The sequence below is a fragment of the Brachybacterium vulturis genome, from assembly GCF_002407185.1.
In the GTDB taxonomy this organism is placed as follows: Bacteria; Actinomycetota; Actinomycetes; order Actinomycetales; family Dermabacteraceae; genus Brachybacterium; species Brachybacterium vulturis.
Genome location: NZ_CP023563.1, coordinates 1,300,303 through 1,325,179, shown reverse-complemented (window position 1 = coordinate 1,325,179; position 24,877 = coordinate 1,300,303). Strand labels below are relative to the sequence as shown.

At 68.5% G+C, this 24,877-nt stretch carries 24 protein-coding genes and 1 pseudogene; 5 read left to right on the top strand and 20 right to left on the bottom strand.

The annotated features are described in order from the left end of the window. Positions 1–19: 19 nt before the first annotated feature. From CFK38_RS05890 to CFK38_RS05850, 10 genes and pseudogenes are all read right to left on the bottom strand, one after another. Positions 20–1,504, bottom strand: coding sequence for a dihydrolipoamide acetyltransferase family protein (locus CFK38_RS05890; protein WP_096802253.1), 1,485 nt, complete (start codon positions 1,502–1,504; stop codon positions 20–22). A 33-nt stretch (positions 1,505–1,537) separates the two neighbouring features. After that, positions 1,538–2,527: an alpha-ketoacid dehydrogenase subunit beta gene (locus tag CFK38_RS05885; protein ID WP_096802252.1), complete on the bottom strand. Its 990-nt coding sequence runs from the start codon at positions 2,525–2,527 to the stop codon at positions 1,538–1,540. Then, positions 2,524–3,642, bottom strand: coding sequence for a thiamine pyrophosphate-dependent enzyme (locus tag CFK38_RS05880; RefSeq protein ID WP_096802251.1), 1,119 nt, complete (start codon positions 3,640–3,642; stop codon positions 2,524–2,526). Before CFK38_RS05880 ends, CFK38_RS05885 begins: the two co-directional genes overlap by 4 nt. Before the next feature lie 197 nt (positions 3,643–3,839). Then, on the bottom strand, positions 3,840–4,700 hold the full coding sequence (locus CFK38_RS05875) for a MurR/RpiR family transcriptional regulator (RefSeq protein ID WP_096802250.1): 861 nt from the start codon (positions 4,698–4,700) through the stop codon (positions 3,840–3,842). Further along, positions 4,700–5,944: an anhydro-N-acetylmuramic acid kinase gene (locus tag CFK38_RS05870; protein ID WP_245851239.1), complete on the bottom strand. Its 1,245-nt coding sequence runs from the start codon at positions 5,942–5,944 to the stop codon at positions 4,700–4,702. Before CFK38_RS05870 ends, CFK38_RS05875 begins: the two co-directional genes overlap by 1 nt. Before the next feature lie 11 nt (positions 5,945–5,955). Next, the gene (locus tag CFK38_RS05865; RefSeq protein WP_096802248.1) at positions 5,956–7,419 is read right to left on the bottom strand and encodes a glycoside hydrolase family 3 N-terminal domain-containing protein; all 1,464 of its coding nucleotides are present in this window, start codon (positions 7,417–7,419) and stop codon (positions 5,956–5,958) included. Between the two features lie 3 nt (positions 7,420–7,422). Next, positions 7,423–8,250, bottom strand: coding sequence for a carbohydrate ABC transporter permease (locus CFK38_RS05860; RefSeq protein WP_096802247.1), 828 nt, complete (start codon positions 8,248–8,250; stop codon positions 7,423–7,425). Further along, positions 8,247–8,546, bottom strand: a pseudogene (locus CFK38_RS05855) (carbohydrate ABC transporter permease); the annotation flags it as partial. The pseudogene CFK38_RS05855 and the gene CFK38_RS05860, both read right to left, overlap by 4 nt. 79 nt (positions 8,547–8,625) lie before the next feature. Next, complete coding sequence (locus CFK38_RS17095; protein ID WP_157773377.1) at positions 8,626–9,369, bottom strand: hypothetical protein; 744 nt, start codon at positions 9,367–9,369, stop codon at positions 8,626–8,628. A 74-nt stretch (positions 9,370–9,443) separates the two neighbouring features. Then, positions 9,444–10,016: a hypothetical protein gene (locus CFK38_RS05850; protein WP_096802246.1), complete on the bottom strand. Its 573-nt coding sequence runs from the start codon at positions 10,014–10,016 to the stop codon at positions 9,444–9,446. A gap of 313 nt (positions 10,017–10,329) precedes the next feature. On the opposite strand from CFK38_RS05850, the gene CFK38_RS05845 reads away from it, so the two are divergent. Beyond that, positions 10,330–10,797, top strand: a complete 468-nt coding sequence (locus CFK38_RS05845; RefSeq protein WP_096802245.1) for a hypothetical protein — start codon at positions 10,330–10,332, stop codon at positions 10,795–10,797. A 59-nt stretch (positions 10,798–10,856) separates the two neighbouring features. Then, positions 10,857–11,507, top strand: a complete 651-nt coding sequence (locus CFK38_RS17355; RefSeq protein ID WP_177371003.1) for a hypothetical protein — start codon at positions 10,857–10,859, stop codon at positions 11,505–11,507. Between the two features lie 90 nt (positions 11,508–11,597). Here CFK38_RS17355 and CFK38_RS05835 read toward each other — a convergent pair whose 3' ends face one another. Beyond that, on the bottom strand, positions 11,598–12,770 hold the full coding sequence (locus CFK38_RS05835; RefSeq protein WP_245851238.1) for a PDDEXK-like family protein: 1,173 nt from the start codon (positions 12,768–12,770) through the stop codon (positions 11,598–11,600). A gap of 92 nt (positions 12,771–12,862) precedes the next feature. Here CFK38_RS05835 and CFK38_RS05830 point away from each other — a divergent pair, with 92 nt between their 5' ends. Together CFK38_RS05830 and CFK38_RS05825 are read left to right on the top strand one after the other, a co-directional pair. Then, positions 12,863–13,069 (top strand): hypothetical protein, encoded by a 207-nt coding sequence (locus tag CFK38_RS05830; protein ID WP_157773376.1) that lies wholly within the window; start codon positions 12,863–12,865, stop codon positions 13,067–13,069. Positions 13,070–13,329: 260 nt separating this feature from the next. Further along, entirely contained in the window at positions 13,330–14,043 is a 714-nt protein-coding gene (locus CFK38_RS05825; RefSeq protein ID WP_096802242.1) for an SOS response-associated peptidase, read from the top strand. A gap of 171 nt (positions 14,044–14,214) precedes the next feature. Here the strand turns inward: CFK38_RS05825 and CFK38_RS17090 are convergent, their stop codons facing one another. The 8 genes from CFK38_RS17090 to CFK38_RS05795 form a co-directional block, all read right to left on the bottom strand. Beyond that, positions 14,215–14,721, bottom strand: coding sequence for an agglutinin cell wall attachment protein (locus tag CFK38_RS17090; RefSeq protein ID WP_157773375.1), 507 nt, complete (start codon positions 14,719–14,721; stop codon positions 14,215–14,217). Beyond that, complete coding sequence (locus CFK38_RS05820; protein ID WP_157773374.1) at positions 14,711–15,421, bottom strand: DNA/RNA non-specific endonuclease; 711 nt, start codon at positions 15,419–15,421, stop codon at positions 14,711–14,713. The genes CFK38_RS17090 and CFK38_RS05820 overlap by 11 nt, the downstream gene beginning before the upstream one ends. A gap of 770 nt (positions 15,422–16,191) precedes the next feature. Beyond that, positions 16,192–16,665 carry an agglutinin cell wall attachment protein gene (locus tag CFK38_RS17085; protein ID WP_157773373.1) on the bottom strand — a complete coding sequence of 158 codons (474 nt, stop codon included), beginning with the start codon at positions 16,663–16,665 and terminating at the stop codon, positions 16,192–16,194. After that, on the bottom strand, positions 16,652–16,936 hold the full coding sequence (locus CFK38_RS17080) for a DNA/RNA non-specific endonuclease (RefSeq protein WP_157773372.1): 285 nt from the start codon (positions 16,934–16,936) through the stop codon (positions 16,652–16,654). The genes CFK38_RS17085 and CFK38_RS17080 overlap by 14 nt, the downstream gene beginning before the upstream one ends. A gap of 1,727 nt (positions 16,937–18,663) precedes the next feature. After that, on the bottom strand, positions 18,664–19,197 hold the full coding sequence (locus CFK38_RS05810; protein ID WP_096802239.1) for a hypothetical protein: 534 nt from the start codon (positions 19,195–19,197) through the stop codon (positions 18,664–18,666). An 88-nt stretch (positions 19,198–19,285) separates the two neighbouring features. Further along, a complete protein-coding gene (locus CFK38_RS05805; RefSeq protein WP_096802238.1) occupies positions 19,286–20,572 on the bottom strand; it encodes a Gfo/Idh/MocA family protein in 1,287 nt (428 codons plus the stop codon). 85 nt (positions 20,573–20,657) lie between these two features. Continuing rightward, a complete protein-coding gene (locus CFK38_RS05800) occupies positions 20,658–21,986 on the bottom strand; it encodes an MFS transporter (RefSeq protein WP_096802237.1) in 1,329 nt (442 codons plus the stop codon). Positions 21,987–22,183: 197 nt separating this feature from the next. After that, positions 22,184–22,894, bottom strand: coding sequence for a phosphatase PAP2 family protein (locus tag CFK38_RS05795; RefSeq protein WP_157773371.1), 711 nt, complete (start codon positions 22,892–22,894; stop codon positions 22,184–22,186). Between the two features lie 193 nt (positions 22,895–23,087). On the opposite strand from CFK38_RS05795, the gene CFK38_RS05790 reads away from it, so the two are divergent. Further along, complete coding sequence (locus CFK38_RS05790; RefSeq protein WP_096804233.1) at positions 23,088–23,630, top strand: RDD family protein; 543 nt, start codon at positions 23,088–23,090, stop codon at positions 23,628–23,630. Positions 23,631–23,671: 41 nt separating this feature from the next. On the opposite strand, the gene CFK38_RS05785 is transcribed toward CFK38_RS05790, so the two are convergent. Further along, positions 23,672–24,763 (bottom strand): histidinol-phosphate transaminase, encoded by a 1,092-nt coding sequence (locus tag CFK38_RS05785; protein WP_096804232.1) that lies wholly within the window; start codon positions 24,761–24,763, stop codon positions 23,672–23,674. Positions 24,764–24,877: the final 114 nt, after the last annotated feature.

The window sequence follows — 24,877 nt, the reverse complement described above, 5'->3', positions numbered from 1 at the left end:
TTCAGGAGGAGGAGTCCGCTCAACCCCACACGAGTCCCAGCGACGGGTCCTCGAGCACGGCGGAGACATCGCGCAGCAGCTCCGCGCCCAGCGCGCCGTCGATGAGCCGGTGGTCGAAGCTCAGGGAGAGCCCCGCGACCTGCCGCGGGACGACCTGGCCGTCGACCACCCAGGGCTTCTCCTTGATCGCGCCGACGCCGAGGATCGCCGACTCCCCGGGGTTCAGGATCGGGGTGCCGGAGTCGATGTCGAAGACGCCGTAGTTGGTGATCGTGATGGTGCCGTCGCGGGTGTCGCGCAGGGAGGTGCGGCCCGCGCGGGCCGTGCGCGCGAGCTCACCGATGCCCTCGGCGAGCTCCCGCAGCGTCATCAGGTGCGCGTCCTTGAGATTCGGGACGATGAGGCCGCGCGGGGTGGCTGCGGCGATCCCGAGATTCACGTAATGCTTGTAGACGATCTCCTGCGCGGCCTCGTCCCAGGAGCCGTTGACCTCCGGATTGCGGCGGATCGCCACCAGCAGCGCCTTCGCGATCACGGCCAGGGGGCTGACCTTGACGTCCGCCCATTCCCGGGAGGCGCGCAGCTGGGAGATGATCTGCAGCGACCGGGTCATGTCGATCTCGTTGAACACGGTCACGTGCGGGGCAGTGAAGGCCGAGGCCACCATCGCCTCCGCGGTGCGCTTGCGCACCGAGCGGATCGGCACCCGTGTGGTGCGCTCATCACTGGTCACTCCCGAGAACGCCTGGTCGCGGGTGGTCTTCATGGCACCGCCCAGACCCTCCGGGGCCTGCGGGGACTCCTCGGGGAAGTAGGCGCCGTCGCTCTCGCCGCCGAAGGCGCGCTGCTGCGCGGCCAGCACGTCCTGCCGGGTCACGGTGCCCTCGGGGCCGGTGGCCAGCACATCGTGCAGCGCGACGCCGAGGTCCCGGGCCAGCTTGCGCACCGGCGGCTTGGCCAGGATCCGGTCGATCGGGACCTGTCCGCCCTCCTCCGACTGGGCCGGCACGGCACGGCGCCGACGCCGGTGCGCCGGGGCGGAGCGGGTTCCGTAGCCGACGAGGTTCTTCGGCTCCTCGGTCCCCGCGGCATCCGCCGGGTCCTCCGCGGGTGCGGCCACCTGCTCGGCGACCTCTTCGGCCGACGGGTCCGCCTCCGGGCCGTCGGCCGGCGCGGCACCGGTGGCGGTGGGGCTCGAGCCGCCGGTGGCGGCGGCCGGGGCGCCGGAGGTGTCGACCTGGATCAGTCCGGTGCCGACGGGCACCTCATCGCCGACCGCCACCAGGATCGCGACGACGGTGCCCGCCACATGGGTGGACAGCTCGACGGCGCTCTTGGCGGTCTCGACCTCGACCACCGGGGCGTTGATCTCGACCCGGTCGCCGACGGCGACCTTGATCTCGAGGATCTCGGCCTCGGTGAGGCCCTCCCCCGGATCGTTGAGCGGAACGGTGACGATGCTCGAGGCGGACGAGCCGGCGGGACCCGCAGAGGCTGCATTCATGGTCGTGATCCTTTCACGCGTGGTGCGCGTCCGTCAGTGCTCGAGCAGGCGGTCCACGCCGTCGAGCACCCGGTCGAGGTCGGGGAGGTAGGCGTGCTCCATGCGCGCCGGCGGGTACGGGAGGTGGTAGCCGCCCACCCGGAGCACCGGCGCCTCCAGGTGGTAGAAGCACTGTTCGGAGATCCGGGCGGCGATCTCTCCGCCGAGGCCGCCGAGCACCGGTGCCTCGTGGACGATCAGCAGCCGCCCGGTGCGGCGCACCGACGCGGCGATCGTCGGGAAGTCCACCGGCGACAGCGAACGGGCGTCGATGACCTCCAGGTCGATGCCGTCCTCGGCCGCGACCTGCGCGCTCTCGAGCGCGAGCGGCATGCTCGGCCCCCAGGCCAGCAGGGTCGCATCGGTGCCCGGGCGCACCACCTGGGCCTGCCAGGGGGAGAGCTCGGGGCGGTGGTCGGGGTCGACATCGCCCTTGACCCAGTAGCGGCGCTTGGGCTCGAGCATGATCACCGGGTCCTCGGACTCGATGGCCTGACGGGTCATCCAGTACGCGTCCTGCGCGTTGGAGGGGGCGAGGATCCGCAGCCCGGCGGTGGGCGCGAACAGCGCCTCGGGGCTCTCGGAATGGTGCTCGACCGCGCCGATCCCCCCGCCGTGGGGGATGCGGATGACGATCGGCAGGTTCACCGCCCCGGAGGTGCGGTTGTGCATCTTCGCGACCTGGGTGGTGATCTGGTTGTAGGCGGGGTAGACGAAGCCGTCGAACTGGATCTCCACCACCGGGCGGTAGCCGCGCACGGCCAGGCCCACTGCGGTCCCGACGATCCCGGCCTCGGCCAGCGGCGTGTCCACCACCCGCAGGGAGCCGAACTCGGCGTGCAGGCCGTCGGTGACGCGGAAGACGCCGCCGAGGGGGCCGATGTCCTCGCCCATCAGCAGGACCTTGTCGTCCGCGGTCATGGCGTCGCGCAGGCCGGCGGTGATCGCCTTGGCGATCGGGAGCGTGGTGGAGGTGGAGCTCATGCCTGGTCCTCCTCGTCCTCGAACTGGGAGATGTACTCGAGGTACTCCGCGCGCTCGGCGTCCACGATCGGGTGGGGCTCGGCGTAGGGGTGGTCGAACATGCGCACCGGGTCGGGATCCTCCATGCCGTGGATGTGGTGGTGCAGCTGCATCGCGAGGTCGTGGGCCTCCTCGTCGCAGCGGCTCACGTACTGCTGGTCGATCTCGCCGAGCTGTTCGAGGTGGCGGCGCAGGCGGAGGATCGGATCCTTCGCCGCCCATTCCTCCTCCTCGGCGGCCGGGCGGTAGCGGGAGGCGTCGTCGCTGGTGGTGTGTGCGGCCATCCGGTAGGTGAGGGCCTCGACGAACACCGGGCCGTTCCCGGCGCGGGCCGAGTCCAGGGCGCTGCGGACCGCGCCGAGCACGGCGAGCACATCGTTGCCGTCCACCCGCACCGAGGGGATGCCCCAGCCGCGGGAGCGCTGGGCGAGCGGGACCCGGGACTGCACGGAGGTGGGCACCGAGATCGCCCACTGGTTGTTCTGGGTGAAGAAGACCACCGGCGCCTGGAAGGAGGCGGCGAAGGTGAAGGACTCCGCGACCTCGCCCTCGCTGGAGGCGCCGTCGCCGAACAGGGCCAGCACGGAGGTGTCCGTGGAGGGGTCCCCGGTGCCGACGACCCCGTCGCGCTGCAGCCCCATGGCATAGCCCACCGCATGCGGGGCCTGCGAGCCGAGCACGATCATGTAGGGGTGGGTGCGCAGCGCGTTCGGGTCCCAGCCGCCGTGGCTGATGCCGCGGAACAGCTCCAGCAGGCGCCAGGGCTCGATGCCGCGCGCCCAGGCCACCCCGTGCTCGCGGTAGGTGGGCACAAGATAGTCCTGAGTCCTGGCCGCATGCCCCGCGCCGATCTGCGCGGCCTCCTGGCCGAGCGCGCTCGCCCACAGGCCCAGCTGGCCCTGGCGCTGCAGGCTGGTGGCCTCGAGGTCCGCGGCGCGGATCATCACCATGTCGCGGTAGTAGCCGCGCAGGCGCTCGGGCGTGGCCAGGCCGCTGTGGCCGTCATGGCCGTCCAGCACGGCGTCGAATTCCGGGTGCGGGCTGCGGGTGCCGTCGGCCGCGAGGAGCTGGACCATCGGCTCATCGGCCGCGACATCGGGGATCGTGGAACGGAAGACACTCACGACGGTAGCGTAACTTACGGGACCGTAGGGTCAAGGCGGGTATGCATGGTGACACCGTAGACGCCCGCAGCCGCCGCGCCCAGCAGGTCGCGCAGATCGGCAGGGCGCGGCGGGCCGTGCGGCGGATCCTGGCAGCCGGCGCCGACCGTTCAGCGCCGCCTGCCCTCGAGCGCGGCCCGGGTGCGGGCGAGCGCCTCGGCGCCGGCATCGGGCAGCGTGGCCGAGATCGCGACCAGCAGGCAGTCCGCGATGGTCAGCTGGGCGATGCGGGAGGAGGTCGCCCCGGCCCGGAAGGAGGGCTCGCGCGAGGCCGTCAGCAGCACGAACTCGCAGCTCCGGGCGAGCGGACCGACCGGGGAACCGGTGATCGCGACCGTCCGGGCCCCGGAGGGGACCGCGATCTCCACCGCGTCGAGCACATCGGTGGTGCGGCCGGAGTCCGAGATCGCCAGCAGGCAATCCTGGTCACCGAGCGCGGTCACCGCGGGCAGGGCATCATGGACGCTGGTCAGTGCCTGCGCCGAGAATCCCAGCCGGGTCAGCTTGTACTGCAGGTCCGTGGCGGCCAGGCCCGAGGCGCCCACCCCCACCAGGAGGATCCGGCGCGAGGAGCTCAGCACCCGGGCGCTCTCCTCGAGCACGGCGAGATCCAGCAGGCGCACGGTGTCGCGCACGGCGCGCGCGTCGGCCGCCGCGATCCGGGCGACGCTGGTCGCCAGCGGGTCGGTGGGGTCGATGTCGGCGGGGAAGGCGAACTCACCCCCGCGGGCGGCGGCCCGCACCGCCTCCTCGGTGAGCTCGGCGCGGAACTCGCGGTAGCCGGTGAAGCCCAGCTCCCGGGCGAAGTTGACCACCGAGGACTGCGCGCAGCCGGCGGCGGCGGCGAGCTGGTCGATGGTGAGTCGACCGGCGGCCACCGGGTCGGCGAGGATCACCTCGGCGATCCTTCGCTGCACGGGCTGGAGGTCGTCGCTGCGGCTGTGGAGGTGGGCCAGGACGGGCGTGGCCATCAGCGCTCCGGCCCGGGGTCGGTCACGATCTGCAGGCGCCGGGGGGCACAGCTGTCGGCCGCGGCCGCGGGCAGCAGGCGCAGCGCGTGGGGCGGAGTGAGCGAGCCGAGCACGACGGGGGCGCGGGCGCCGGTGTGGGCGGTGCCGTCGGCGCGGGCGAGCGTGCCGGGCAGGCCGTGGGCGCCGAGGTATCCGAGCAGGGCGATCAGCAGGGCCTCCTTGCCGTCGGCAGGGATGCCGAGGTCATCGGCGCCCAGGAGCGGCACGGGTGCCAGCAGGGCGGCCAGCCGCCGGCGCAGCAGCGGATTGCGCATGCCTCCGCCGGAGGCGACCACCCGGCTCGCCCCCAGCGGAGCGATCGCGTCGGCGATGGTGACCGCGGTGAGCTCGGTGAGGGTGGCCAGCAGATCCGGCAGGGCGAGGGCGGCGAGCGCGTCCTGGCCCAGCAGGCGCTGCACGTACCGGGAGTCGAAGTGCTCCCGTCCGGTCGACCGGGGCAGCGGGAGCGCGTAGAACGGGTCGCCGAGCAGGGTCGCGAGGGCCTCCGGGTCGACGGAGCCGGTGCGGGCGATCTCGGCATCGACGTCGGCCGGCCGACCCGTGGCGATGTGGATCGCGGCATCGAGCAGGGCATTGCCCGGGCCGAGGTCGCCGGCGATCACCTCGCCCTCGGCGCTGCTCCCCTCGTCAGCCGCCGCCCCTCCGCCGTCGGTCCTGCCGCCGACGAGGCTCAGGTTGGAGATCCCCCCGATGTTCAGCACGGCGGTGCGTCGGTGCTCGTCGGCCCCCAGCAGCAGCTGGTCCAGCAGCGGGGCCAATGGGGCTCCCTGGCCGCCGGCCGCGACGTCGGCGCTGCGCAGGTCGTGGAGGACGGGGGCGCCGGTGGCCTCGGCGAGGCGGCTCGGATCCCCGATCTGGAGGGTGCTGAGCACATGGCCGTCCTGCACCTCGTGGTAGAGGGTCTGACCGTGGGTGGCGATCAGATCGGCGCCGCCGTGCGCTGCGAGGACGCGGGAGGCCGCGCGCGCGAAGGCCTCCCCCACCGCGCCGTGCAGACGGCTCCAGGCGGCGACGTCGGCGGGGGCCGGGGGCAGCACCGCCCGCAGTGCGTCCCGGGTGGCGTCGGGCCAGGGCTCCTCGCCCACGTGGAGCAGGCGGGCTCGCAGCGTGGTGGGGTCTCGCGGATCCCGGGTGAATTCCACCAGGGCCACGTCGATCGCGTCCAGGCTGGTCCCGGACATCATCCCCAGCACCCTCATCGGCGCTCCGCTGCCAGCAGGAGGTCCACGGCCGCGCGCATCATGGTGCGGCCGGCGCCGTGGGCGAGCACCAGGCGGCGGTGATCGGGCGCGGCGCCGGGCACGCCGGTGTGGACCACGATCGTGTCGGGCCTGCGCCCGAGCAGCTCCGCGAGGCGCCGCCCCTCCTCCGGGTCGCTGCGGGGCAGGCGGGTGAGGGCCAGCAGCTGGCCGGCCGCATCGACCTGGTCCGGGTAGTCGGGCTCCCCGGCCTGCAGCCCGCGCTCGCGCAGGACGTGGACGAGCTGCTGGGTGCGGGAGCCGGCGGCGTGCTCGGCCCGTGCCCGCAGGTCGACGACGACGGCGGGGCCGAGCTCGAGTCGCGACTGCCGGACGCGGACCGCGCGCGCGGCGGCCACCGCACCGAGCTGCTCGGCGTGCTCCAGGGCGTCCTCGAGGGCGGGAGCGGGGACGAAGCGGCGTCGGGTGCGCAGGGAGCGCAGGCGGTCGCGGGTGCGTTGTGCGCGATCGCGCAGCCTCTGGCGCGGGAGCCGGCCGGAGTCGACGGCGTCGAGCAGCGCGTCGTGGGCTTCGCGGAGCATCTGCTGGTCATCGCGGCGCAGTGAGGTCCCCAGGCACAGCAGGTCCGCACCGGCCTCGATCGCCCGCACCACGGATTCGCCGTAGCCGGGGTCGACGGCGACCGCGGCCATGTCCAGCGCGTCGGTGATCACCAGGCCCTGGTAGCTGCTGCCGACGACCCGATCCAGCAGCGGCCGCGACCAGGGGGAGATCGAGGCGGGCCCCTCGCCGTGGGCGGGGACCAGCACGTGCGCGGTCATCACGCTGTCCAGCCACGGCGCGATCCGCCAGGGGGCCAGGTGCTCCCGGGCGAACTCCCTCTCCCCCAGGTCGATCAGCGGCAATGCGGTGTGGGAGTCGGTGGCGGTCGCCCCGTGGCCCGGGAAGTGCTTGGCGCAGGTCCCCAGCCCCGCCTCCATCAGCCCGGTGGCGAAGGCCTTGGCATGGTGGGCGACCCGGTCGGGGTCATCGCCGAAGGCACGGGTGCCGATGACCGGGTTCGCCGGGTCGGTGGAGACGTCGAGCACCGGGGCGAGATCGAGGTCCAGGTCGCAGGCGGCGAGCAGATCGCCGAGGGCCCTGCCGACCGCGCGGGTCAGCTCGATGTCGTCGGCCGCTCCCAGCGCCCAGGCGGTGGGCAGCGAGGAGCCGGTCGCCGCCTGCAGCCGGGTGACGTCCCCGCCCTCCTCGTCGATCGCGACCACGCAGTGCTCGGCGCGGGAGTGGATCTCATGGGCCAGGCGGGCGGCGGTCTGCGGATCGGGGGTGTTGTGGCCGAAGAGGATCACCGAGGCCAGGCCGGCCTCGAGCGCGCCCCCCATCCAGACCGGCAGCTCGGTGCCGGTGAAGGGGGCCATCAGCACCCCGAGCGCATCGGGGTCCCAGGGGGTAGGTGTCATGCCTCAGCCTTTCACGGCGCCGGCGGTCATGCCCTGGGCGAGGTGGCGCTGGACCAGCACGAAGAAGATCACCACGGGCAGGGTGATGATCGTCGAGGCGGCCATCACCGATCCCCAGTCCGCGGTGTTCTGGGTGAAGAAGGTGCGCAGTCCCACGCCGACGGTGTACTTCGAGCTGTCCTGCATGAAGGTCAACGCGAAGATGAACTCGTTCCACGCGGTGATGAAGGAGAACACCGAGGTGGCGACCGGGCCCGGGGCCACCAGCGGCAGCAGGATCGAGCGGAACATCCGCCCCCAGGTGGCGCCGTCCATGTAGGCGGCCTCCTCGAGTTCGCGCGGGACCGCCGCGACGAATCCGCGCAGGTTCCAGATCGCGAACGCCAGCGAGAAGCCCAGGTAGACGATGATCAGGCCCAGCAGGGAGTTGAGCATGTGGAGGTTCCTCGCCTGCAGGAACAGCGGGATGACCAGCGCCTCGAGCGGGACCATCTGCACCATCAGCACCATGATCAGCACCTGGGTGCGCAGGCGGAAGCGGAAGCGCGCGACCGCCACGGCGGCCAGCAGGGCCACGATCGCGGAGAGCACCAAGGTGCCCACGGCGACGATCACCGAGACCCGCACATAGCGCAGGAAGCCCGCATCGACCAGCACGTACCGGAAGTGCTCGAGCGTGAACCCGCTGGGCAGCAGGCTCCCGCCGCGGGAGAGCGGGCTGGTGTCCACCGCGGTGGAGAGCATCCAGTAGAAGGGGAACAGGCTCAGCGAGATCAGCACCACCACGCCGGTCGCCCTGGCGACGGTGGAGGCCGGGGTCCGACGGTTCACAGCTCCTCCTCCTTCATCAGCGTGCGGATGTAGATCACGGAGATCACCAGCAGCAGCGCCGTCAGCAGCACGGCGATGGTCGACCCCATGCCGTACTCGCCCTGGGCGAAGGACTGGGTGTAGGACCACACCCCGAGGTTCATCACCTCAGGGTTGGCACCGTCACCGCCGGGCATCAGGTAGATCTGCACGAACACCTTGAAGTCCCAGATCGTCGAGAGGATCACGCACACAGCGATGATGGGGCGCAGGGTGGGGACGGTGACGTTCCAGAAGCGTCCCCAGGCGGTGGCGCCGGCAAACATGACGTACAGAGAGTGCAGGCTGCTGTCTGCAATTCGCTTGTCACGTCAGCTCAACCGGCGACGATCACGCTCACTGTCTGAAGCGCAACCGGCACCACTGGTCCCAAGCGATCTCGAGAAGCTGCGCAGGGATTGACCAAGCCGCCACCAGCTGTTCTTCGTGCGATCGATCTTCATGCCCTGTGTCCCATGTGAACGACCGCCCGTGGGCTGTTGCCGACCCCAGTCGCCACATCATCTCGATCTGGCGGCGTGCCTCCGACCTTCTCCCCGGGTCGAAGTGCTCAGCAGCGTCGGAGAGCAGGTCTGTGTCAGTCTTCTTAGAGCCTCGCTTCATACCTGCTTCTTCGAGCAAGTCGCCGACCTCATCACGGTAGGCCTCAGCCTCCTCTGCGAGGGCTTCTGCGCCTTCATCACCGCGCTTGACCATGTCGACCGTGTGTGAGATCAGCCCTGCTGCTTCGTCGTTCATCAGCTGAAGGGCTCGCACACGGCGTTCGGCGCGTGTGCTTCCCGCCAAGACGTACACCGCACGTGCAGCGCAAATCGCTGCAGTACGCCCCAGCGTCGTCGACGGCTTGAGCCAGATTCCGCCGTCGGTGGCCACCATCCACTTGTGATGAGCTGCCATGTGGGACCCGCCATCGGCGATGAGCCGCCACACGAGTTGCCCGATCGGCGCATCCCCTGGAAGTAGTTCAGGATCATCGAGCGGAGAACCTGGATCGACCGGCGTCGCGGCATCGTCGTGGACGCGATCCCACCACGCTTCTCCGGACCAATAAATAAAGCGGACAACGTCGTCCATTGCCACGTGCGTGCCTCCTCATCGCATCGTGTGCAGCGACACCCGCGCGCATCGACGCGGATCCCATCGCGGCCCTCCGGTCATCGCCTGCAGCCGGCAAGCACGCGGACCGGCAGGGCGTCATCCGAAAGGGCGTCAGCGCCCAGGGCACGCCAGTCCTCCCCGAGCACGCCGTGCATGCCGAACAGGCAGACGATCGAGGCCCACCGCTTGATCGAGTCCGCAACAGTCGAACGAAGCCTGTGTTCGAAAGGCCCAAATGGCTCCCCCGCTTGTGTCCGCCGATGATGATCAGCAAGGGACTCGTCGGAGCCGATCGCGGCAAGTTCTACGTCATTCCACATCTCCCCGGAAGATCTGGTCGACCCCGTTCGACCGGCAACTTGCTCTAGGTGGTGGTAGCGCCCCTTGTCGGCATAGTTCCGCAAAGTGCTGACGGTCTCCGCCCAGACAGGGTCGTTGTCGAGGGTGCAGCTCCATGACTCGAGTAGCGGTTGATGTTCCCAACCGCCAGGAGCGAGAGAATTCCGGAACTCGCCGCGCAGTCGCTCGTCCATTTCATCGAGGGCATGCCCCCAACCCATCTTGGTGTTCCAAATCTTCGGCCACTGCTCCCCGCGCGAGACCGCGGCAGTGCCGAGCGCAAGCTTCATCAAGCGCTCAACACCGATCGAGTATGTTGCGAGCACAGCATCGATGTCACGACCCAAGGGCCCGTCGTGCCGGAGAAGCCGGTCAGCGGATCCCAGAACACTTCGAGCCGAATTAACCTCTGGGAGGAGGCCCTCGAGCCATTGCGCGCTGGTGAACTTTGAACCCTCTCTCATGGAAGCGAGACTACCCGCGAGGTCTCAGCGCAGGCCGGGCATCGTGTCACCCCGGTACGGCAAGGTCCACGTCGACGATTGCCGCGCCGAGGTGAGACAACGGAAGTCGCCTGTCAGGGGCAGATGCCAAGCTGAGCGGGTGATCGAGAACTTCCTGATCGGCCTATTGGCTTCCACCATCGTGAGCATCGCACTGTGGCTCCTCCTGCCCCGCGGTGTAGTCATCACACGGAGCAAGCCTGCGAAGGATGACTTCGGCGAACCGATCCCCGACTCATGGGTGTTGCGAAACCAGTCGCCTCTCCCGGTAAAGATCCTCCGCGTACGCTACATGGGGTTCAGCACCATCGTGAATGAGACACCGATGTGGAATCCGCTCACCCCATCTGAGCTCAATGACGAGCCTTTCTACGCCGTGCTGGACTCCGACGTCGGCGGGGGCGAGGTCATCTCAGCCAACGAGTCGTGGCGCGGCTTCCAGATCACCCCCGGCGATGGCCTGGTGCTGCGAATGCCGAACAACCACACTCTCGAAGTTCGATACCGACGAGCCGGGTGGGCCGGCATCCTTGAGCGGCGCGCCCTCAGGATCCACGGGTTCGCCTGATCTTGGGGTATATCTCTGGCAACGATGTCAGGTGAAGCCCTACTCACGAGCACTACGGAATGGATGCAACCATGCGCGAAGCAACTGTCGGCGAGATCCTGCTGGAGACGCTGCAGACCTCGCAGCCGACGCACACCGAGACCGCTTACGACGAGGTCCTCCGTGAGGTCTCGGCCCGCGTGGGCGACCAGGGCTCCATCGGGAAAGCGGATATTGGAGCGCTGGTGGTGTGGAAGCGTTCCACCGCCACCGCTCCGTGGTCGAAGAAGCTGATGAACACCCCGGACGCAAAGGTCCGCGAGATCACCGCACGCGCATTCAACCTCGTCAACGATTCGTCGAAGTCGATCCCGAATGCCGGTGATGAAGCGCGCCAGCTGCTGCGAGGGATCCCCGGTCTTGGAGGTGGCGGTGCGATCGCCTCCGCCGTCTTGCTGGCGATGAGCCCGACCCGGATGGCTGTGTGGGACCGCAGGGTTAACAAGTCGCTGAAGGCTCTCGGCAGGACGCCGAAGGGTCGTCGACACCACTACAGGAACTACCTCGAGATCGTGGTCGACCTCGTCGAAGAGATGCAGGATGCCATAGTCGAAGGCCAAACGGTCGTCCCGCGGCAGGTCGACCTGGCGCTCTACCACGCTGCGGGGAAGCCAGAGGTCCTTGATCAGCTCAGGGCGTCGGTGCGATCCGCCGAACAGGCACGTGACTGATTGGCGTGACTCGCTGTTGCCCCGCCCTCTTGGTGCAGCTGATGGAGACCGTTCGCACGCCGCACCGCCGGCGGCTCGGACCTCGCGGCCTCAGGTGTCGCCCACCAAGGCAAGCGCGGCATCCCGCAGCCGTTCGTCGTCGCCGGACAGACCGTTGATCACTTCACCGAGGCCCACGTCGGTCTGCACCATCTTCGTCGGGCCCTGTCCGTCCACACCGGCAAGAGACATGAACACCCGAGAGAAGTCTGGCTCAACGAGCTGCTGCGGCACTTGAGCGTTCTCCGCCAATGCCGTCGGCCCGAAGACGATGAAGATCGTGGGCCTCCCCTCTCCGCGGTGCAGCTCGACGCACCACTCCCACTTGCCGACGAACCGGGTCAGGACCCGCTCCACCGGTCCGTTCTCCAGAGCATCGTTCAACTGTTGCATCAACGTCGCTCGGGCGAATGCCCGCAGACCGGCCTTCACTGCGGCAAGTGTCTTCCGGCCGTCCTCGAACTGTTGCCGAGCATGCTCAGCGACGAGGTCGGCGAACTCCTGAACGGCGCGCTCTTGGGGCCTGAACCCGTACCGCTCAGCCTCCCCCGTCTCGCACATCGTCTTCACAAAAGAGATCTGGTCTTCAAGGTTCACCGCAGCCGGTCCCTCCACGAAATAATGAATCATATGCTGGACGAAGAAGTTCTGTTCCGGGTGGAGACTGCCCCACGAGGAGTCACGCGCTATATGGGCCTGCAGATCCTCTAGCACCTCGGAATAGGTCACGACGATGGCCTGCTCCCAGCCATCCCTCTGGAGATGCGTCTCGCGGCGATGACATAGGAGCACGACAGCGCCCACTCTCGCGGTCGCCACCGCGTGCGAGAGATAGCGGTGGTAATCGTGACCGTGCCCATCGGAGGTGCCGTAGTTCTCGATCGCGACCGCCGCGTCTGACCGCGCCAGGACGATGTCGGCGATGTCCATGCCGACATCGCCACCGGCGATCTCTTCGCCTCCCCTGGTGTCGACCTCCTGGATGACGCGATAGCCCGTGGTTGGCAGCTGCGCGTCGCCGGGCAGCTCCGCATTGACCCTTCTGAGGAAGATCTGCTGGAAGACATCGCCGAGCTCATGAGTCCCATCGGTGGCCAAGAGCCACGAGAAGACGTTGGAGAGCTGCTTCTCGTGGGTGCCGTGATGCATCACGCGGAAGACGTTGAACTGTTCCGCCAGGCTCCGTGACAGCGCAGGCATCAGCGCCGTGACGAGATCGCTCATGTCCGTGGGTGATCGGGTCATACCTCATGCTAGGCGTCTGGTCAGCACCGGCTGCGCCCCGACTGTCATACCCCCCGCCGCACCATCAGCTCATGAACATGAAGGACTGGCTCAGGGATCTGGAGCAGGAGATCAGCCGACGCGTCGATGCGTCCATCCAGCGGGGCTCGCTCACCAGCGCCGATGAACTGATGGAGTGCCGCACCGCACCGAACGGAGAACGGATCCATTTCTCGATCCGCGGCATGCTCGAGGACGGCGACGGGTCCCAGGACCCCGACTGGATGGAGCCGGCGTGAACGAATGGCTGATCCGCACGGCGCGGGGATGGGTGGAACCTATGCCGCCGACGTGCGCCTGCGGCTCCGCGAGGTTCACGATCGGCTGGACGGCCTGCGGCTGTGCACCCGCCGAGGGCGGGCACCGTACCTGGGAGTGTCGAGATTGCGCGCACCGGGAACTCCTTGGTTGCACCGGTCGCATAGGTGCCGGGCCGATGGAAGAGTACGGCTGCTGACGGTGAGTACGATCGAGCGCAGAACGCCAAGGGAGGCAGCTCATGTGCGGAAGGTACGTTCTCGAGATCGACGGCGCAGGGCTAATGCGGGCCTACGCCGCGCAACCGGCGAAGGAGTTCGACTGGGAGCCGGTGTTCAGCGTCGCCCCGCGCACCAAGGCACCCGTCGTCCGCGAGCATGTTGATGATGACGGCGAGCTGCAGCGCACGCTCGAGTTCGCACGGTGGGGCTTCAAGCCGGCATGGGCCAAGGAGAAGGGCCCGCGGCCGATCAACGCCCGCTTCGAGACGGCACACACGAACGGCATGTTCAGAGCCGGCTTCGCGAGCTCGCGCGCCGTGGTGCCGATGACCGGCTACTACGAGTGGGTCGAGATGGACGACGGGAAGCAGCCGTACTTCGTTCATGCCGCCGGCGGCGAGCTGCTGCACGCCGCAGGGCTGACCACGGCCGAGCAGAACAGCGACGGCGAGTGGGACGTGTCCTTCACAATCATCACCCGCGAAGCAAAAGACGCTGCGGGTGATGTCCACGACCGGATGCCGGCGTTCCTGGACGAGGAGCTGGTGAACGAGTGGCTCGCGCCGGGCAAGCTCGAGAAGGACGAGCGCGAGAACCTGCACGGCGTGCTCGGCGATGTGTCCGAGGCGGTCGCTGCGTCGCTGGTGACGCATCCCGTCGATCGGGCCGTGAACAACGTCCGGACACTCGACCGCAGCGACTCAGGCCTGATTGCACCGATCGAGTTCCGCTAAGCGTCGAACAGACTGCTCTCATGCCCAGCCGGCCGACTAGATATGCGACCCGCAGAACTGTCGATATTTCACCCCGACACCTTCCTAGGACCGGAGCGTCATCAATCTCGATCCTCTCGACTGCGACGATGCAGCCCCGAGACGCCAGGCGCAAAACGAACGCAAGGGAGCCTACTTCTTTCCCTCCTCTGCTTTCGCCCTCCTCTCATTCTCGGCCTTTGCTGCATTGGAGAGCAGGCTACTCAGCCACTCAGGGATATTCTCATCGGTGCGCGGGAAATCTTCGAGGTCGATGCCATACAGTCCCGGATGAATATCATCATCCCAATTGGGCTCGTCGTCATAATTGAAAAAGACTTTCGCATCAAGGCTGCCGTCAGAATTCTTTGTCACCACCCACGTCGCTGAGAACCAAGTCCCCGACTCTGGCTGGTACATCAGCTTGCGCAACTCTTTCGCGAGACCATTGGTCCCTCGTGCCGGAAGAGCAGTCCCCGTCGATCCATCAACAAACACCACAGAGACAAATTCTTCCGCATACATGGACAATCGACGATCCGTGAACTCCAACTCCAACCATTCCCCTTCAACCCGATCAGGGAGGCCAGCAGAAATCTGGTTGATAATATCTCGCTGCCGGATCACTGCCGGCACTTGGACGGAACTCTCATCTGACATTTTCAAAAATCCTTGTCTTCCAGATTCCCTCGATCGAGTACTCCGCCTCGATCGACACGGGTGTCTTGCCGTCGCCGTACTGGACATACAGATCCAGGCTGACATCCTTCCCGCCCTTCACCGCAGTGCGAAGCTCAGCTTCCATCCGGTAATAAGGGTTCGCGGCTGTTCCATATTCCTTGGATCCCGGTCTATTGAGCTCCTCCAGCATACCAACGATGTTTATGCGCTCGCGACCTCCGCCCAGTGCATTCTGAATGAGGTGCCCGCCGTCATGTCCCGGACCGGCGGCCCTGCCGACCTCGCCCTGAATGTGACCAGAGCGCCGAGCGGCGGCCTGCTCCATATCCGGAACGTGAACCTCGACAGTGCGTGACTTCCCATCGGTGACGAACACGTGGCGGTCATCGACCACATAGGTCGTGTTCGGCGCGGGAGGGTTCAGATCCGGGTTGGGGTACTTCGTCGGGCTGTACCCGGTCTCCACGTGCGTGACTGCCCCGGTCCCGTCCGTGTAATAGGTTCCTCGGCCAGGCACCTCGTACGACGTGTTCGCCTCCAGCACGGCGTTCTCGGGCGGGAACGTCTGCTTCGGTCCGATCCGGTCCTGCCAGGTGACGTGCTGCTCCGCCTCGGGCGCACGCCACGTCTCCGAAGCCCGCTTCGACGTGCCACCCGCACCGCGGGCCTCGTCTGCCACCTCGAGTGCAGGGTCGGATCCACCGTCCGCGGCATCCTTCCGGCCCTGCCCAGCCATCGATGACTCACGAACGTCCGCGCCCACAACCGCTCGAGCCGCAAGCGCATCCGGGTCTCCAGCACGGACACCCGTGCTCCCGGGGTCGGACATGCAGTAGGTCGCAAGGGACCCTTTTTCCCTGTCCCCCTGGCCCATAGGGGATCTTGAGCGGGACCCACGGCGAGCGGGCCCGGAAGGCAAGTCGCCACTGCGGGATGAGCGATGGCCGGCGCTGCGCGCGCGAGCTAGTCCTCGGAGGAGATGGGAGGAGGACTCGGCCGTCGTCCAGGCTCTGGCTCGTCTTGAATCCGGCTGACCATGGTCAACTCCAGGCCCGGACGACAGACGGCTCGCCAGCCAGATGAACGTCCTCCGGATGGGACGACATGAACGAGCGCCAATCTCACGCCTTCGGCTCAAGCCCGCCCGGCATGTGGAACATAAGGCTCTTCCTCAGAAAGCTCCCGTCCAGTAGCCGTATCCACGATCCGGATTCCCAGTTCGTCGCGCACCAGCTGCAAGTCCGAACCGTAGGTGTTGCGCGGGTCATCACGGCAACCATTCGTGCACAATCTCCCGCTTCCGGCATCAAGTGGGAAGTCACGCTGACGTACTGGAGAATGATACAAGCCATTCGTCCGCCACGCTGGCGACAGGGATCTTCATTCTCCCAAACAGGTGCATCTTTTTTGAAACATAAAATCGGTCGACCCATTTCACATCATAACGACCTACTTGGCGTCCCTCTGCGCTTCCGCCACCTTCTGCTCGAGCCAATTCGGAGTGTTCTCCTCGTCTCGTGGAAAATCTTCCAGCTCGATAGCATACGAGGATGGTGAGATTGGCCTACCCCAACTTGGCTCATCGTCATAATTGAATTCAACGTCTACCGAAACGCCACCAGAGGCCTCCCGAACTAGTGTCCACTCTGCGGTGAACCAGGCACCTACACCCGGTCGGTACATAACACTCCGTAGCTCCTTCACTAACTTCCCCATCGCAAGCGGAGCGAGCGCGGTATCGACAGATCCGTCAGGTCGATGCACGTAGAGCATTTCTCGCGCATACATCGAGACCGCTCGGTGGGTATAGATGAGCTTTTCCCACTCGCCCTCTACATCTTGTGGAATTTGCGCAGCAATTTCGTCAGCTAGCTGACCTTGCCGAATCATCGCCGGAACGCTCGCATTCTCAGCCTCGGACATTGGTGAACACCTCTCGCTCCACTATCCCGTCAATCGCATATTGTGCTGTCAGCTCGGTGGGAACATTTGAATCGCCGTACTCAATATAGAGATCAATATCGACCTTACTGCCGCCATTCACCGCGGCACGAATCTCCGCTTCCATGTCATAGTAGTTCGCGGCAATCTTTCGGTACCTCGGCGAACCAGAGCGATTGAGCTCCTCCAGCATGCCGACAATATTGATCCGCTCGCGACCGCCGCCCCCGCGCGTTCTGGATGAGATGCCCACCACCGTAGCCTGGCCCAGCAGAGCGTCCAACGCTCTGCTGGATACTTCCCGAACGAGGCGCTTCCGCCCGCTCGAGGTGCGGTGCGTGCACCTCCACAGTTCGCGACTTCGCATCCGTCACGAACACGTGCCTGTCGTTCACGACGTAGGTGGTGTTGGGTGCCGGATGGTTGAGGTCTGGGTTCGGTGTTCGCGACGGGCCGTAGTCGGTAACAACGTGCGTGACCTTCCCGGTTGCGTCGGTGTAGTAGGTGCCACGTCCGGCGACCTCGTATGCCGTGTTGGCCTCCAGCTCCACGCCTTTCGGAGGGAACTGCGTTCGGCTGCCGATCTTTCCGTCGAAGTCAACGCGACGCTCAACGGCCGGCGGAGCCCATTGCTTCGATGCGGCGTTTCCAGCTGGATTGGCACCCTGCTCGCCCGGGTCGGTAGTGCGCTCCGCCGCATCGACGCTACCCTCCGGACTGCGGGCCTCGTCTGCCACCTCGAGTGCAGGATCGGATCCACCGTCCGCGGCATCCTTCCGGCCCTGCCCAGCCATCGATGACTCACGAACGTCCGCATCCACACCCGCTCGAGCCGCAAGCGCATCCGGGTCTCCAGCACGGGTACCCGTGCTCCCGGAGTCCGCGACCTTCGACTCCGCGCCTGGACGGGACCCGGCGGTGGAACCGTTCCCGGCTGGCTCGTTCGCCTCCGTGCGCGGGGCCCCGCTCGGAGTTGCCCCGGATGTCTCGGAACCGCCCCCGTGGGACCGGGCCATGGAGCTCTGAGTGGTATTGCTGTCCCCGCGCCCGGCACCGGTGCCTGCCCCCTGCGCTCCGGGTGTCGGATCGGAGCCAGTTCGACGTCCCCGACGGCATCGGTGCGTCCCTGGGACACCTTCGAGCCACCCGCGAAGACCGTGGAGTTCTCACCGGAAAGACTCTTGCCGCCCGGGATCACGACGTCAGTACCACCCGGGGCTGTCCTGAGGTGCTTGCCACCGCGACCGCCCCGGACTGCTCGAGCAGCGCCTGTCGCGAGCTTGCCACCACCCGCCGCCAGCCCAGCACCGGGGATGAAGAACGAGCCGATGTTCAGCGCGGTTTCCGTCGCCGCGGCGACCGGGTCGTCCTTCCAGGTATGCCAGCCGTCTCCGCCAACGGCCGCCTCGCCCTCGTCCCAGCCGGCCATCGACCCCGCACCGACCGCGGCCGTGTGGTGCCGGTCCTGGATGAACTGCGCCGCCTGCGCCTCCGACACCCCCGGGACATACGCGAGATACGAGACCGGGCTCAACGTCACAGCCATCGAGCCGACGAAGTCACCCGCCCCGATCCACGACTGCTTCGCCGTCTGGCCCCGAGCAGTCGTGGGGTCGAAATCGACCCCGACCATCGAGGTCACCCCGATGATCCCGTTCTTGGCGAAGTTCCCGATACCGTGCCAGAACGACTCCTCGCAGTTGCGATTTTCTGCTACCGGGCTGCCCCACGGCATCGGCTCCGGGGAGTTCATGATCTGCTCGGCCGTCACCGCCGTGTATCCGGTCTCCACCGCCCCCATCTGCAGCACGTTGATACCGTTCGCACAGTTCGTAGCCGCCGTCGAGACCCGCTCGATCAGCCCCGCATACCGCCCCAGCAACTCCTCATTTCGCGCCGTCGCCGGCCCGTGCTCGCGCCAGGACACATGCTCGGTCTCGTACGAGATCGGACTGTTCCCCGAGTGCCGGCGTCGACGGCTCACCGCATGGCCGCTGCGTCGGCCTCGAGCTCCTCTCGCGGGTCGTCCTCCGTGAGGTGCTCGTCCCCGGCGACGCCGATCATGTCATTCAGATCGTCCATCCGGGCGCGACGCGTCGAGCTGTTGAGGATCTCCACGGCCCGGACGCCGTCGTCGGGACCGTGGTCGACGCTCCACCAGACCCCGTCCTCCCACCACAGCAAGTATCCCCACCAGTGCAGCGGGGAACCGTCCTCCTCGCGGGGAATGAACGGCAGCACCCACTCCGGGATCCCGGGATGCTGGTCCAGGCGCGGCTCCCCTCCCACCGTCTCCGAGTAATCACGGTCCACGCCGGTCACGACGGCGCGGTCCCCGTCCAGCAGGAGCAGATGCAGCCAGCTGCCTCCGCCGTCCTCGTGGTAGGCGCCGTGCGGCTCGACCCGGTCCCGCCTCGACACTCCGAACAGGACGGTCGAGGTGATCAGGAACCACCGGGCGGTGAGCATCACGTCGTCGAGCGGGGCGAGCTGCCGGATCACGATGTTCGTCACGCTCTCACGCTACCGACGAGGGGCGACGCGCGGGCGGCCGCGGCCGCAGCTGATGCGACGCGAGGCCGCCCGGTGCCCGACCGCCGGTTCAGGCTGCGGAGCGGGAGGCCTCCTGCGCGGCGTACAGCGCCTCGAGGTCGATCGGCTCCTGGTCGGCGTCGAGATCGACCACCGGCAGCGGGCAGTCGCCGAGGTCGCGGATCTCCAGCCGCTCGCCGCCCTGGTTCATCGACTGGTGGGCGATGACGCCGGGCAGGGTGCACCGGGCGGCCTGCCAGGCGTTGACCACGGGCTGGTGGCCGTCGGCCACGGCGCGGGCGAAGTCGTCGACCAGGAAGTGGTGGGCGCCCTCGTGGCCGTTGGGCAGGCCCTGGAACTCCCTCGGCAGGCGCGCCTGGTGATGCACCTGTGCGGCACCGGCGACGAAGGCCTCGCGCAGGGCCGGGGAGACATCGGCCAGGCGCGGATCGTCCAGGCTCATGGTCGAGCCGGTGGCGATCAGCGCGGTCACGTCCAGCACCCGCCGCTTGTCGTGCCAGTAGGTGGTCTCGATGGTCTCCTCGAAGCTGGATTCCTCGCCGAAGAAGCGGAACCGGGATTCGCGCTTGTGGCTGGGGTAGCCCACGCGGCGCAGTTCGTTGGTGCGGAAGGCGCCGCCGTTGTCCATCCCGAACAGGGCGAAGGCGTTGGAGACGTCGTTGTCGAACATCGAGACGTCCTTGTCGAACACGCCGTCGCCGCGGGTGTCGGGCCGGCCCAGTGCGGAGACCGAGGTGGCGTGCCGCTCCGCGATCACACCGAGGATGCCGCCGATGGAGTGGGTGGGGTACAGCAGCGGCGGGTAGGAGGCGGTGGCCCTCCAGTTCTCGCCGCCGGAGAATCTGTAGGCGTCGTAGAAGCCGAGGTCCATGTCGTGGACGTAGTCGCCTTCGGCGTAGAACACCTCGCCGAAGGCGCCGGTGCGGTGGATGCGGCGGGCCAGCACCACGGCGGCGTTGTACTGGCTGGTCTCGCCCATCATGTAGACCAGGCCCGTGCGCTGCACCTCCTCGGTGATCGCGCGGATCTCCTCCTCCTCGATGGCCATCGGCACGGCGGAGTAGACGTGCTTGCCGGCGCGCAGGGCGGCCAGGGCGTGCTCGCCGTGGGTCCAGCGCTGGGTGAAGATCGCGACCGCGTCGACATCGGAGTCCAGCAGCTCCTCGAGGGTGTCGAAGCGCTTGTCGAAGCGCACTCCACGTGCCTCGACCGCGTCGATCCGCTCGGGCACGGAGTCCACGGCGTAGAGCGCCTCGACCTCGGGATGGGCGGCGAAGAGCTCTGCGAAATGGGATCCGAACTGACCGATCCCGACGATGCCCAGCGTGAACGACATATTTCCTCCCTGAAATTAACTGTGGGGAGGAACGCTACGCCAGGTCTCGTCGGGGCGGCAAGCCCTCACCGGCAGCAGTTCCTCGCTAGAGGCGGCGCCAGCGCCCGGAGCGCCAGACATCGCGCCAGGGCGGGACCTCGCTGCCCTGCGCCGCCATCCTCCGTCGCAGATTCCGGCGCGTGATCAGCATGCCTGCCACCCCGATCGCGAGCAGCGGCAGCTGCACCGCGAAGGCCAGGCGGAATGCCTCCAGGTCGTAGTTCCCCTCGGGTCGCAGCAGGTCCAGCACCACCCCGATCAGCAGGATCGCGGTGAGCCCGCCGACGAAGCCGCCCATGATCACCACGCCGGTGGCGGTGCCGAGCCGGTGCCGGGCGAGGTCGGTGCGTGGGAAGTCGAAGCCGATGCTGCTGGCCGGGCCACCGATCGAGAAGCCGGAGACCAGCACGACCAGCAGCCAGATCGGGGCGGGCCCGGGCCACAGCACCAGGGCGAGCAGCGGCACCACGATGGTGGCCACGATCAGCAGCACCAGGGTGGAGCGGCGCAGCGGATGGCGCTGGGTGAGCGCGCCGATCAGCGGTCCGGCGACGACCGCGACCACCACCAGCACGGTCATGATCGCCGAGGCCGCGGGGCGGCTGAGCCCCTCCCCCGCGGTGAGGTACGGGTAGCCCCACATCATCGAGAAGGCGATGCCGGTGAACCCGGCGGTGAAGTGCGTGAAGAAGCCCAGCTGTGTGGAGGGATGGCGGAGGATCCGCGCGAGCACCAGCGGGATCCGGGTGAGGTCCTGCTTCACCCGGGGCCGCGGCGTCCCGGGCGGGCTCGCGCGCACCACCAGCAGGGCCAGCAGTGCCGCGACCGCGCTCACGGAGGCGGCCGAGGAGAAGGCCGCGCCCCAGCCGGCCACGGTCAGCACCGCGACGAAGGGCACGGCGGAGGCGATCTGACCGACCTGGCCGAGGATCCCGGTGAGCTGGGTGAGGATCGGCACTCGCGAGGCCGGGAACCATGCCGGGACCAGGCGCACCGCGCTGGAGAAGGTCAGCGCATCACCCGCGCCGAGGACGATGCGCGCCACCATCGCCACCCCCACCGTCTCGGTCTGGGCCATCAGCAGCTGCCCGGCGCCCATCAGCAGGGCCCCGGCGACCAGGGTGACCCGGGAGCCGTAGCGGTCCAGCAGCAGTCCGGCCGGGATCTGGCAGATCGCGTAGACGGCCAGCTGCAGCACCACGAAGCTGGAGACGATGGTCGCGGAGGCGCCGAACCGTTCGGTGGCCTCGAGCCCGGCGACCCCCATCGTGGTGCGCTGCAGCACCGCGATCGCATAGGCCGTCACCGCGGCGATCCACACCACGTACGCGCGGGTCCCGCCGAGGGCAGGAGGGCGTGCGGCGGGGGAGGTCATGGCGGTCCTCGGGGATGTCGGGGCGAGCAGGAGGCAGTCGGAGCGGACGCCTCGGGCGCCCTCCCCACGGCGGCAGGGCCCCGACCTGCCTCGAGACTATCGGCGACCAGCGCTTCCGGGTAGTGATGTCCCGTTCGTCACCAGATCGGCGGCGCAGCGCGCGATGGTCCGCGGGCAGCGGTGGCAGTCTCGGGGAGTCACGGCAGCGAGCGCTCGGACCGGCCCTGCGCTGTGCGTGCGGAGTCGAGTCGCACATGCCGGGGAGGACGGGCACGGTGCCGATCCGGGCTCGCCGTGAGGAGGCGATCGAGAAGCGGAAACCGTCTGCACCAGGTCAGCGACCGAGCGACAGGCGGTGTCCCCACGGCGGTGAGCACGGTGACCGCCAGGGCGGCCAGCAGCACCCCGGCCAGGACGTCATGGAAGTAGTGCACACCCACCGCGACCCGGCTGAATCCGATGAGTCCCGCGAGGGGCAGGGCGAGGAGACCGAGGCGCGGGGCCATGGACAGGACGGCGAGGGCGATGGCTGCGGAGATCGTGGCGTGGTTGCTCGGCCAGGACCAATCGGCGGCCTCGGGACACGCAGCGATCGTGGCGACGGTGAAGTGGTGACAGGGCCTCAGTTCGCTGAACAGGACCTTGAGGATCTCGCTGGACACGTAGGCCGCTATGACCCCGAACCCTGCGGCGATGCCTCGCGCCAGGTGCGTCAGCCCTCTGCGGCGCGCCCTCAGAGCCGCGACGGCGAAGAGGGCCAGCAGGCCCAGGATCCCGTACTCGGAGACCGCCGAGAAGAAGCTCTGCACCGGTCCCGGCAGGTGAGTGGACCACGCGACGGTGCCGCGGTAGGTCATTCCGCGCACGAGGAGCAGCACCAGTACGGCAAGTGAGCCTGCAGCAGCCACCCCGGCGATGAGGAGGGGTGGTGACAGGCGAGCGGCACGAGAGATCATGACAGCAATTCAGCCAGGACAGGGACGGGGGCGCATCCACCCCCGGGGGGACTCGAGATGCGCAGTATAGAACTCCGGGCGGACCGGTGGAGACTGCCGTCGATGATGGATGGCCCGGCCGGGCGCGGAGTGGTTCGGTGGGACCATGCACCCGCTCGCGCGCCGCCGCTGCCTCGCCCATCTCCTCGACTGCGCCGGATATCTCGGCATCGCCGCCGCCACGATCCCCGTCGGCGTCCTCCTGGCCACCACCACGGACCTGGGGTCCAGCCGGCTGTACGGTCATCTGGCCAGCGCGGTGCCGCCCGCGATCGCGACCGTGATCGCCGCCCGGGCGGAGTCCGGCCCGCACCGGGCCACCTGGGGCAAGCGCCGCCAGGGCCTGACCGTGCAGGCGGCCGACGGGACGGCGCTGGGCACGGGTCCGGCGCTGGCACGCAACCTCGCGAAGATCTTCCTCCCCTGGCAGCTGGGGCACGTCTGCGCCGTCGGCGCGGCCTGGGGCGGGTTCGAGGACGGGGACGCGCTCACCATCGGTGCGTCGATCGCGGTCTACCCGGTGATCGGGATATACGTGTGGACGGGTCTGCACGGCTCCGGGCGCGGACCGCACGACGTGCTGGCCGGCAGCAGCGTGGTCCCCCGCACCCCGGCGCCGGCGGCCGGCAGCGTCACCTCAGCACCATAGGCCGGTGCCGCGGGACGGATCGGCGCGGGATCAGCGCGGGATCAGCGCTCGCGCCACGCGGCACCGACGGAGATGATCAGGTCGTTCGCCTCCCGCTCGGCGATGGTGGCCCGCACGCCCTCGACGCCGTAGGCGCGCAGCACCAGGCCGCGGGCATCGGCGAACTTCGCGAACTCCGCGGTCCGCTCCCCCGTCGGGAAGTACACGAAGTTGCCCTGGCTGACCGGCAGCTCCCAGCCCTGGGCGGTCAGCGCCTGCAGCACCCGGGAGCGCTCCGAGCGGACCCACTCGGCGCGTCGCTCCAGCTCCTCCTGCACCTCGGGGTCCAGGCTCGCCAGCGCCGCCGCCTGGGCGGGGCGGCTGGCCGCGAAGGGGATCCCCACCTGACCCAGCGCCGTGGCCAGGCGCGGGTGGGCGACCGCGTAGCCGATGCGCAGACCCGCCAGTCCCTGCAGCTTGGAGAAGGTGCGCAGCAGCACCACGTTGCCGTGGCGGCGGAAGATCCCGGCGGTGCCCAGCACCGTGGCCGGGTCGTGGAACTCGCGGTAGGCCTCGTCGATCCCCACCACCACGTGGTCCGGGATGGTCGCGAGGAAGTCCTCGACCTGCTCGGTGGACAGGGAGGGGCCGGTGGGGTTGTTCGGGGTGCACAGCAGCACCAACCGGGTGCGGTCGGTGATCGCGGCGGCCATCGCCTCGAGGTCGTGCTCGCCGCTCGCCGTCAGCGGCACCTGCACCGGGGTCCCGCCGTGGCCGCCCACCAGCAGCGGATAGGCCTCGAAGGAGCGCCAGGCGTAGACCACCTCGTCGCCCTCGCCCACCAGCGCCCGCACCAGATCGGCGGTGACCGTCACGGACCCGTTGGACAGCGCGATCTGGGACGGCTCCACGCCGTGGCTCGCCCCCAGCGCCTCGCGCAGCGCGGTGCCGGCCGCATCGGGGTAGAGGTACATCTGATCCAGAGAGGCGATCACGGCCTCGCGCACCGCCGGGACCGGTGGGAAGGAGGACTCGTTGGAGGAGATCTTGAACCGGCGCATGCCGTCATCGGCCGCGGGCTTGCCGGGCACGTACACCGGCAGGTCCTCCAGGACGGGGCGCAGGCGGATGTTCTCGGAGGGTTCGGTCGACATGGCTCCCAGGGTACGGCTCAGCACCGCAGTGCGAGGCTCTCCTCAGCGACCGGCTCGGGCTCGGTGACGGGGACCATGTGCCCCGACCGGTGACATCGTAGGGATAACCCTGAT

Excerpts from the sequence above, each read along its gene's own strand:
- CFK38_RS05890 (WP_096802253.1), bottom strand. The coding sequence starts at position 1,504 with ATGAATGCAGCCTCTGCGGGTCCCGCCGGCTCGTCCGCCTCGAGCATC.
- CFK38_RS05885 (WP_096802252.1), bottom strand. The coding sequence starts at position 2,527 with ATGAGCTCCACCTCCACCACGCTCCCGATCGCCAAGGCGATCACCGCC.
- CFK38_RS05880 (WP_096802251.1), bottom strand. The coding sequence starts at position 3,642 with ATGGTCCAGCTCCTCGCGGCCGACGGCACCCGCAGCCCGCACCCGGAA.
- CFK38_RS05875 (WP_096802250.1), bottom strand. The coding sequence starts at position 4,700 with ATGGCCACGCCCGTCCTGGCCCACCTCCACAGCCGCAGCGACGACCTC.
- CFK38_RS05870 (WP_245851239.1), bottom strand. The coding sequence starts at position 5,944 with ATGATGTCCGGGACCAGCCTGGACGCGATCGACGTGGCCCTGGTGGAA.
- CFK38_RS05865 (WP_096802248.1), bottom strand. The coding sequence starts at position 7,419 with ATGACACCTACCCCCTGGGACCCCGATGCGCTCGGGGTGCTGATGGCC.
- CFK38_RS05850 (WP_096802246.1), bottom strand. The coding sequence starts at position 10,016 with ATGAAGCTTGCGCTCGGCACTGCCGCGGTCTCGCGCGGGGAGCAGTGG.
- CFK38_RS17355 (WP_177371003.1), top strand. The coding sequence starts at position 10,857 with ATGGATGCAACCATGCGCGAAGCAACTGTCGGCGAGATCCTGCTGGAG.
- CFK38_RS05835 (WP_245851238.1), bottom strand. The coding sequence starts at position 12,770 with ATGAGCGATCTCGTCACGGCGCTGATGCCTGCGCTGTCACGGAGCCTG.
- CFK38_RS05830 (WP_157773376.1), top strand. The coding sequence starts at position 12,863 with ATGAACATGAAGGACTGGCTCAGGGATCTGGAGCAGGAGATCAGCCGA.
- CFK38_RS05825 (WP_096802242.1), top strand. The coding sequence starts at position 13,330 with ATGTGCGGAAGGTACGTTCTCGAGATCGACGGCGCAGGGCTAATGCGG.
- CFK38_RS17090 (WP_157773375.1), bottom strand. The coding sequence starts at position 14,721 with ATGTCAGATGAGAGTTCCGTCCAAGTGCCGGCAGTGATCCGGCAGCGA.
- CFK38_RS17085 (WP_157773373.1), bottom strand. The coding sequence starts at position 16,665 with ATGTCCGAGGCTGAGAATGCGAGCGTTCCGGCGATGATTCGGCAAGGT.
- CFK38_RS05805 (WP_096802238.1), bottom strand. The coding sequence starts at position 20,572 with ATGTCGTTCACGCTGGGCATCGTCGGGATCGGTCAGTTCGGATCCCAT.
- CFK38_RS05800 (WP_096802237.1), bottom strand. The coding sequence starts at position 21,986 with ATGACCTCCCCCGCCGCACGCCCTCCTGCCCTCGGCGGGACCCGCGCG.
- CFK38_RS05790 (WP_096804233.1), top strand. The coding sequence starts at position 23,088 with ATGCACCCGCTCGCGCGCCGCCGCTGCCTCGCCCATCTCCTCGACTGC.
- CFK38_RS05785 (WP_096804232.1), bottom strand. The coding sequence starts at position 24,763 with ATGTCGACCGAACCCTCCGAGAACATCCGCCTGCGCCCCGTCCTGGAG.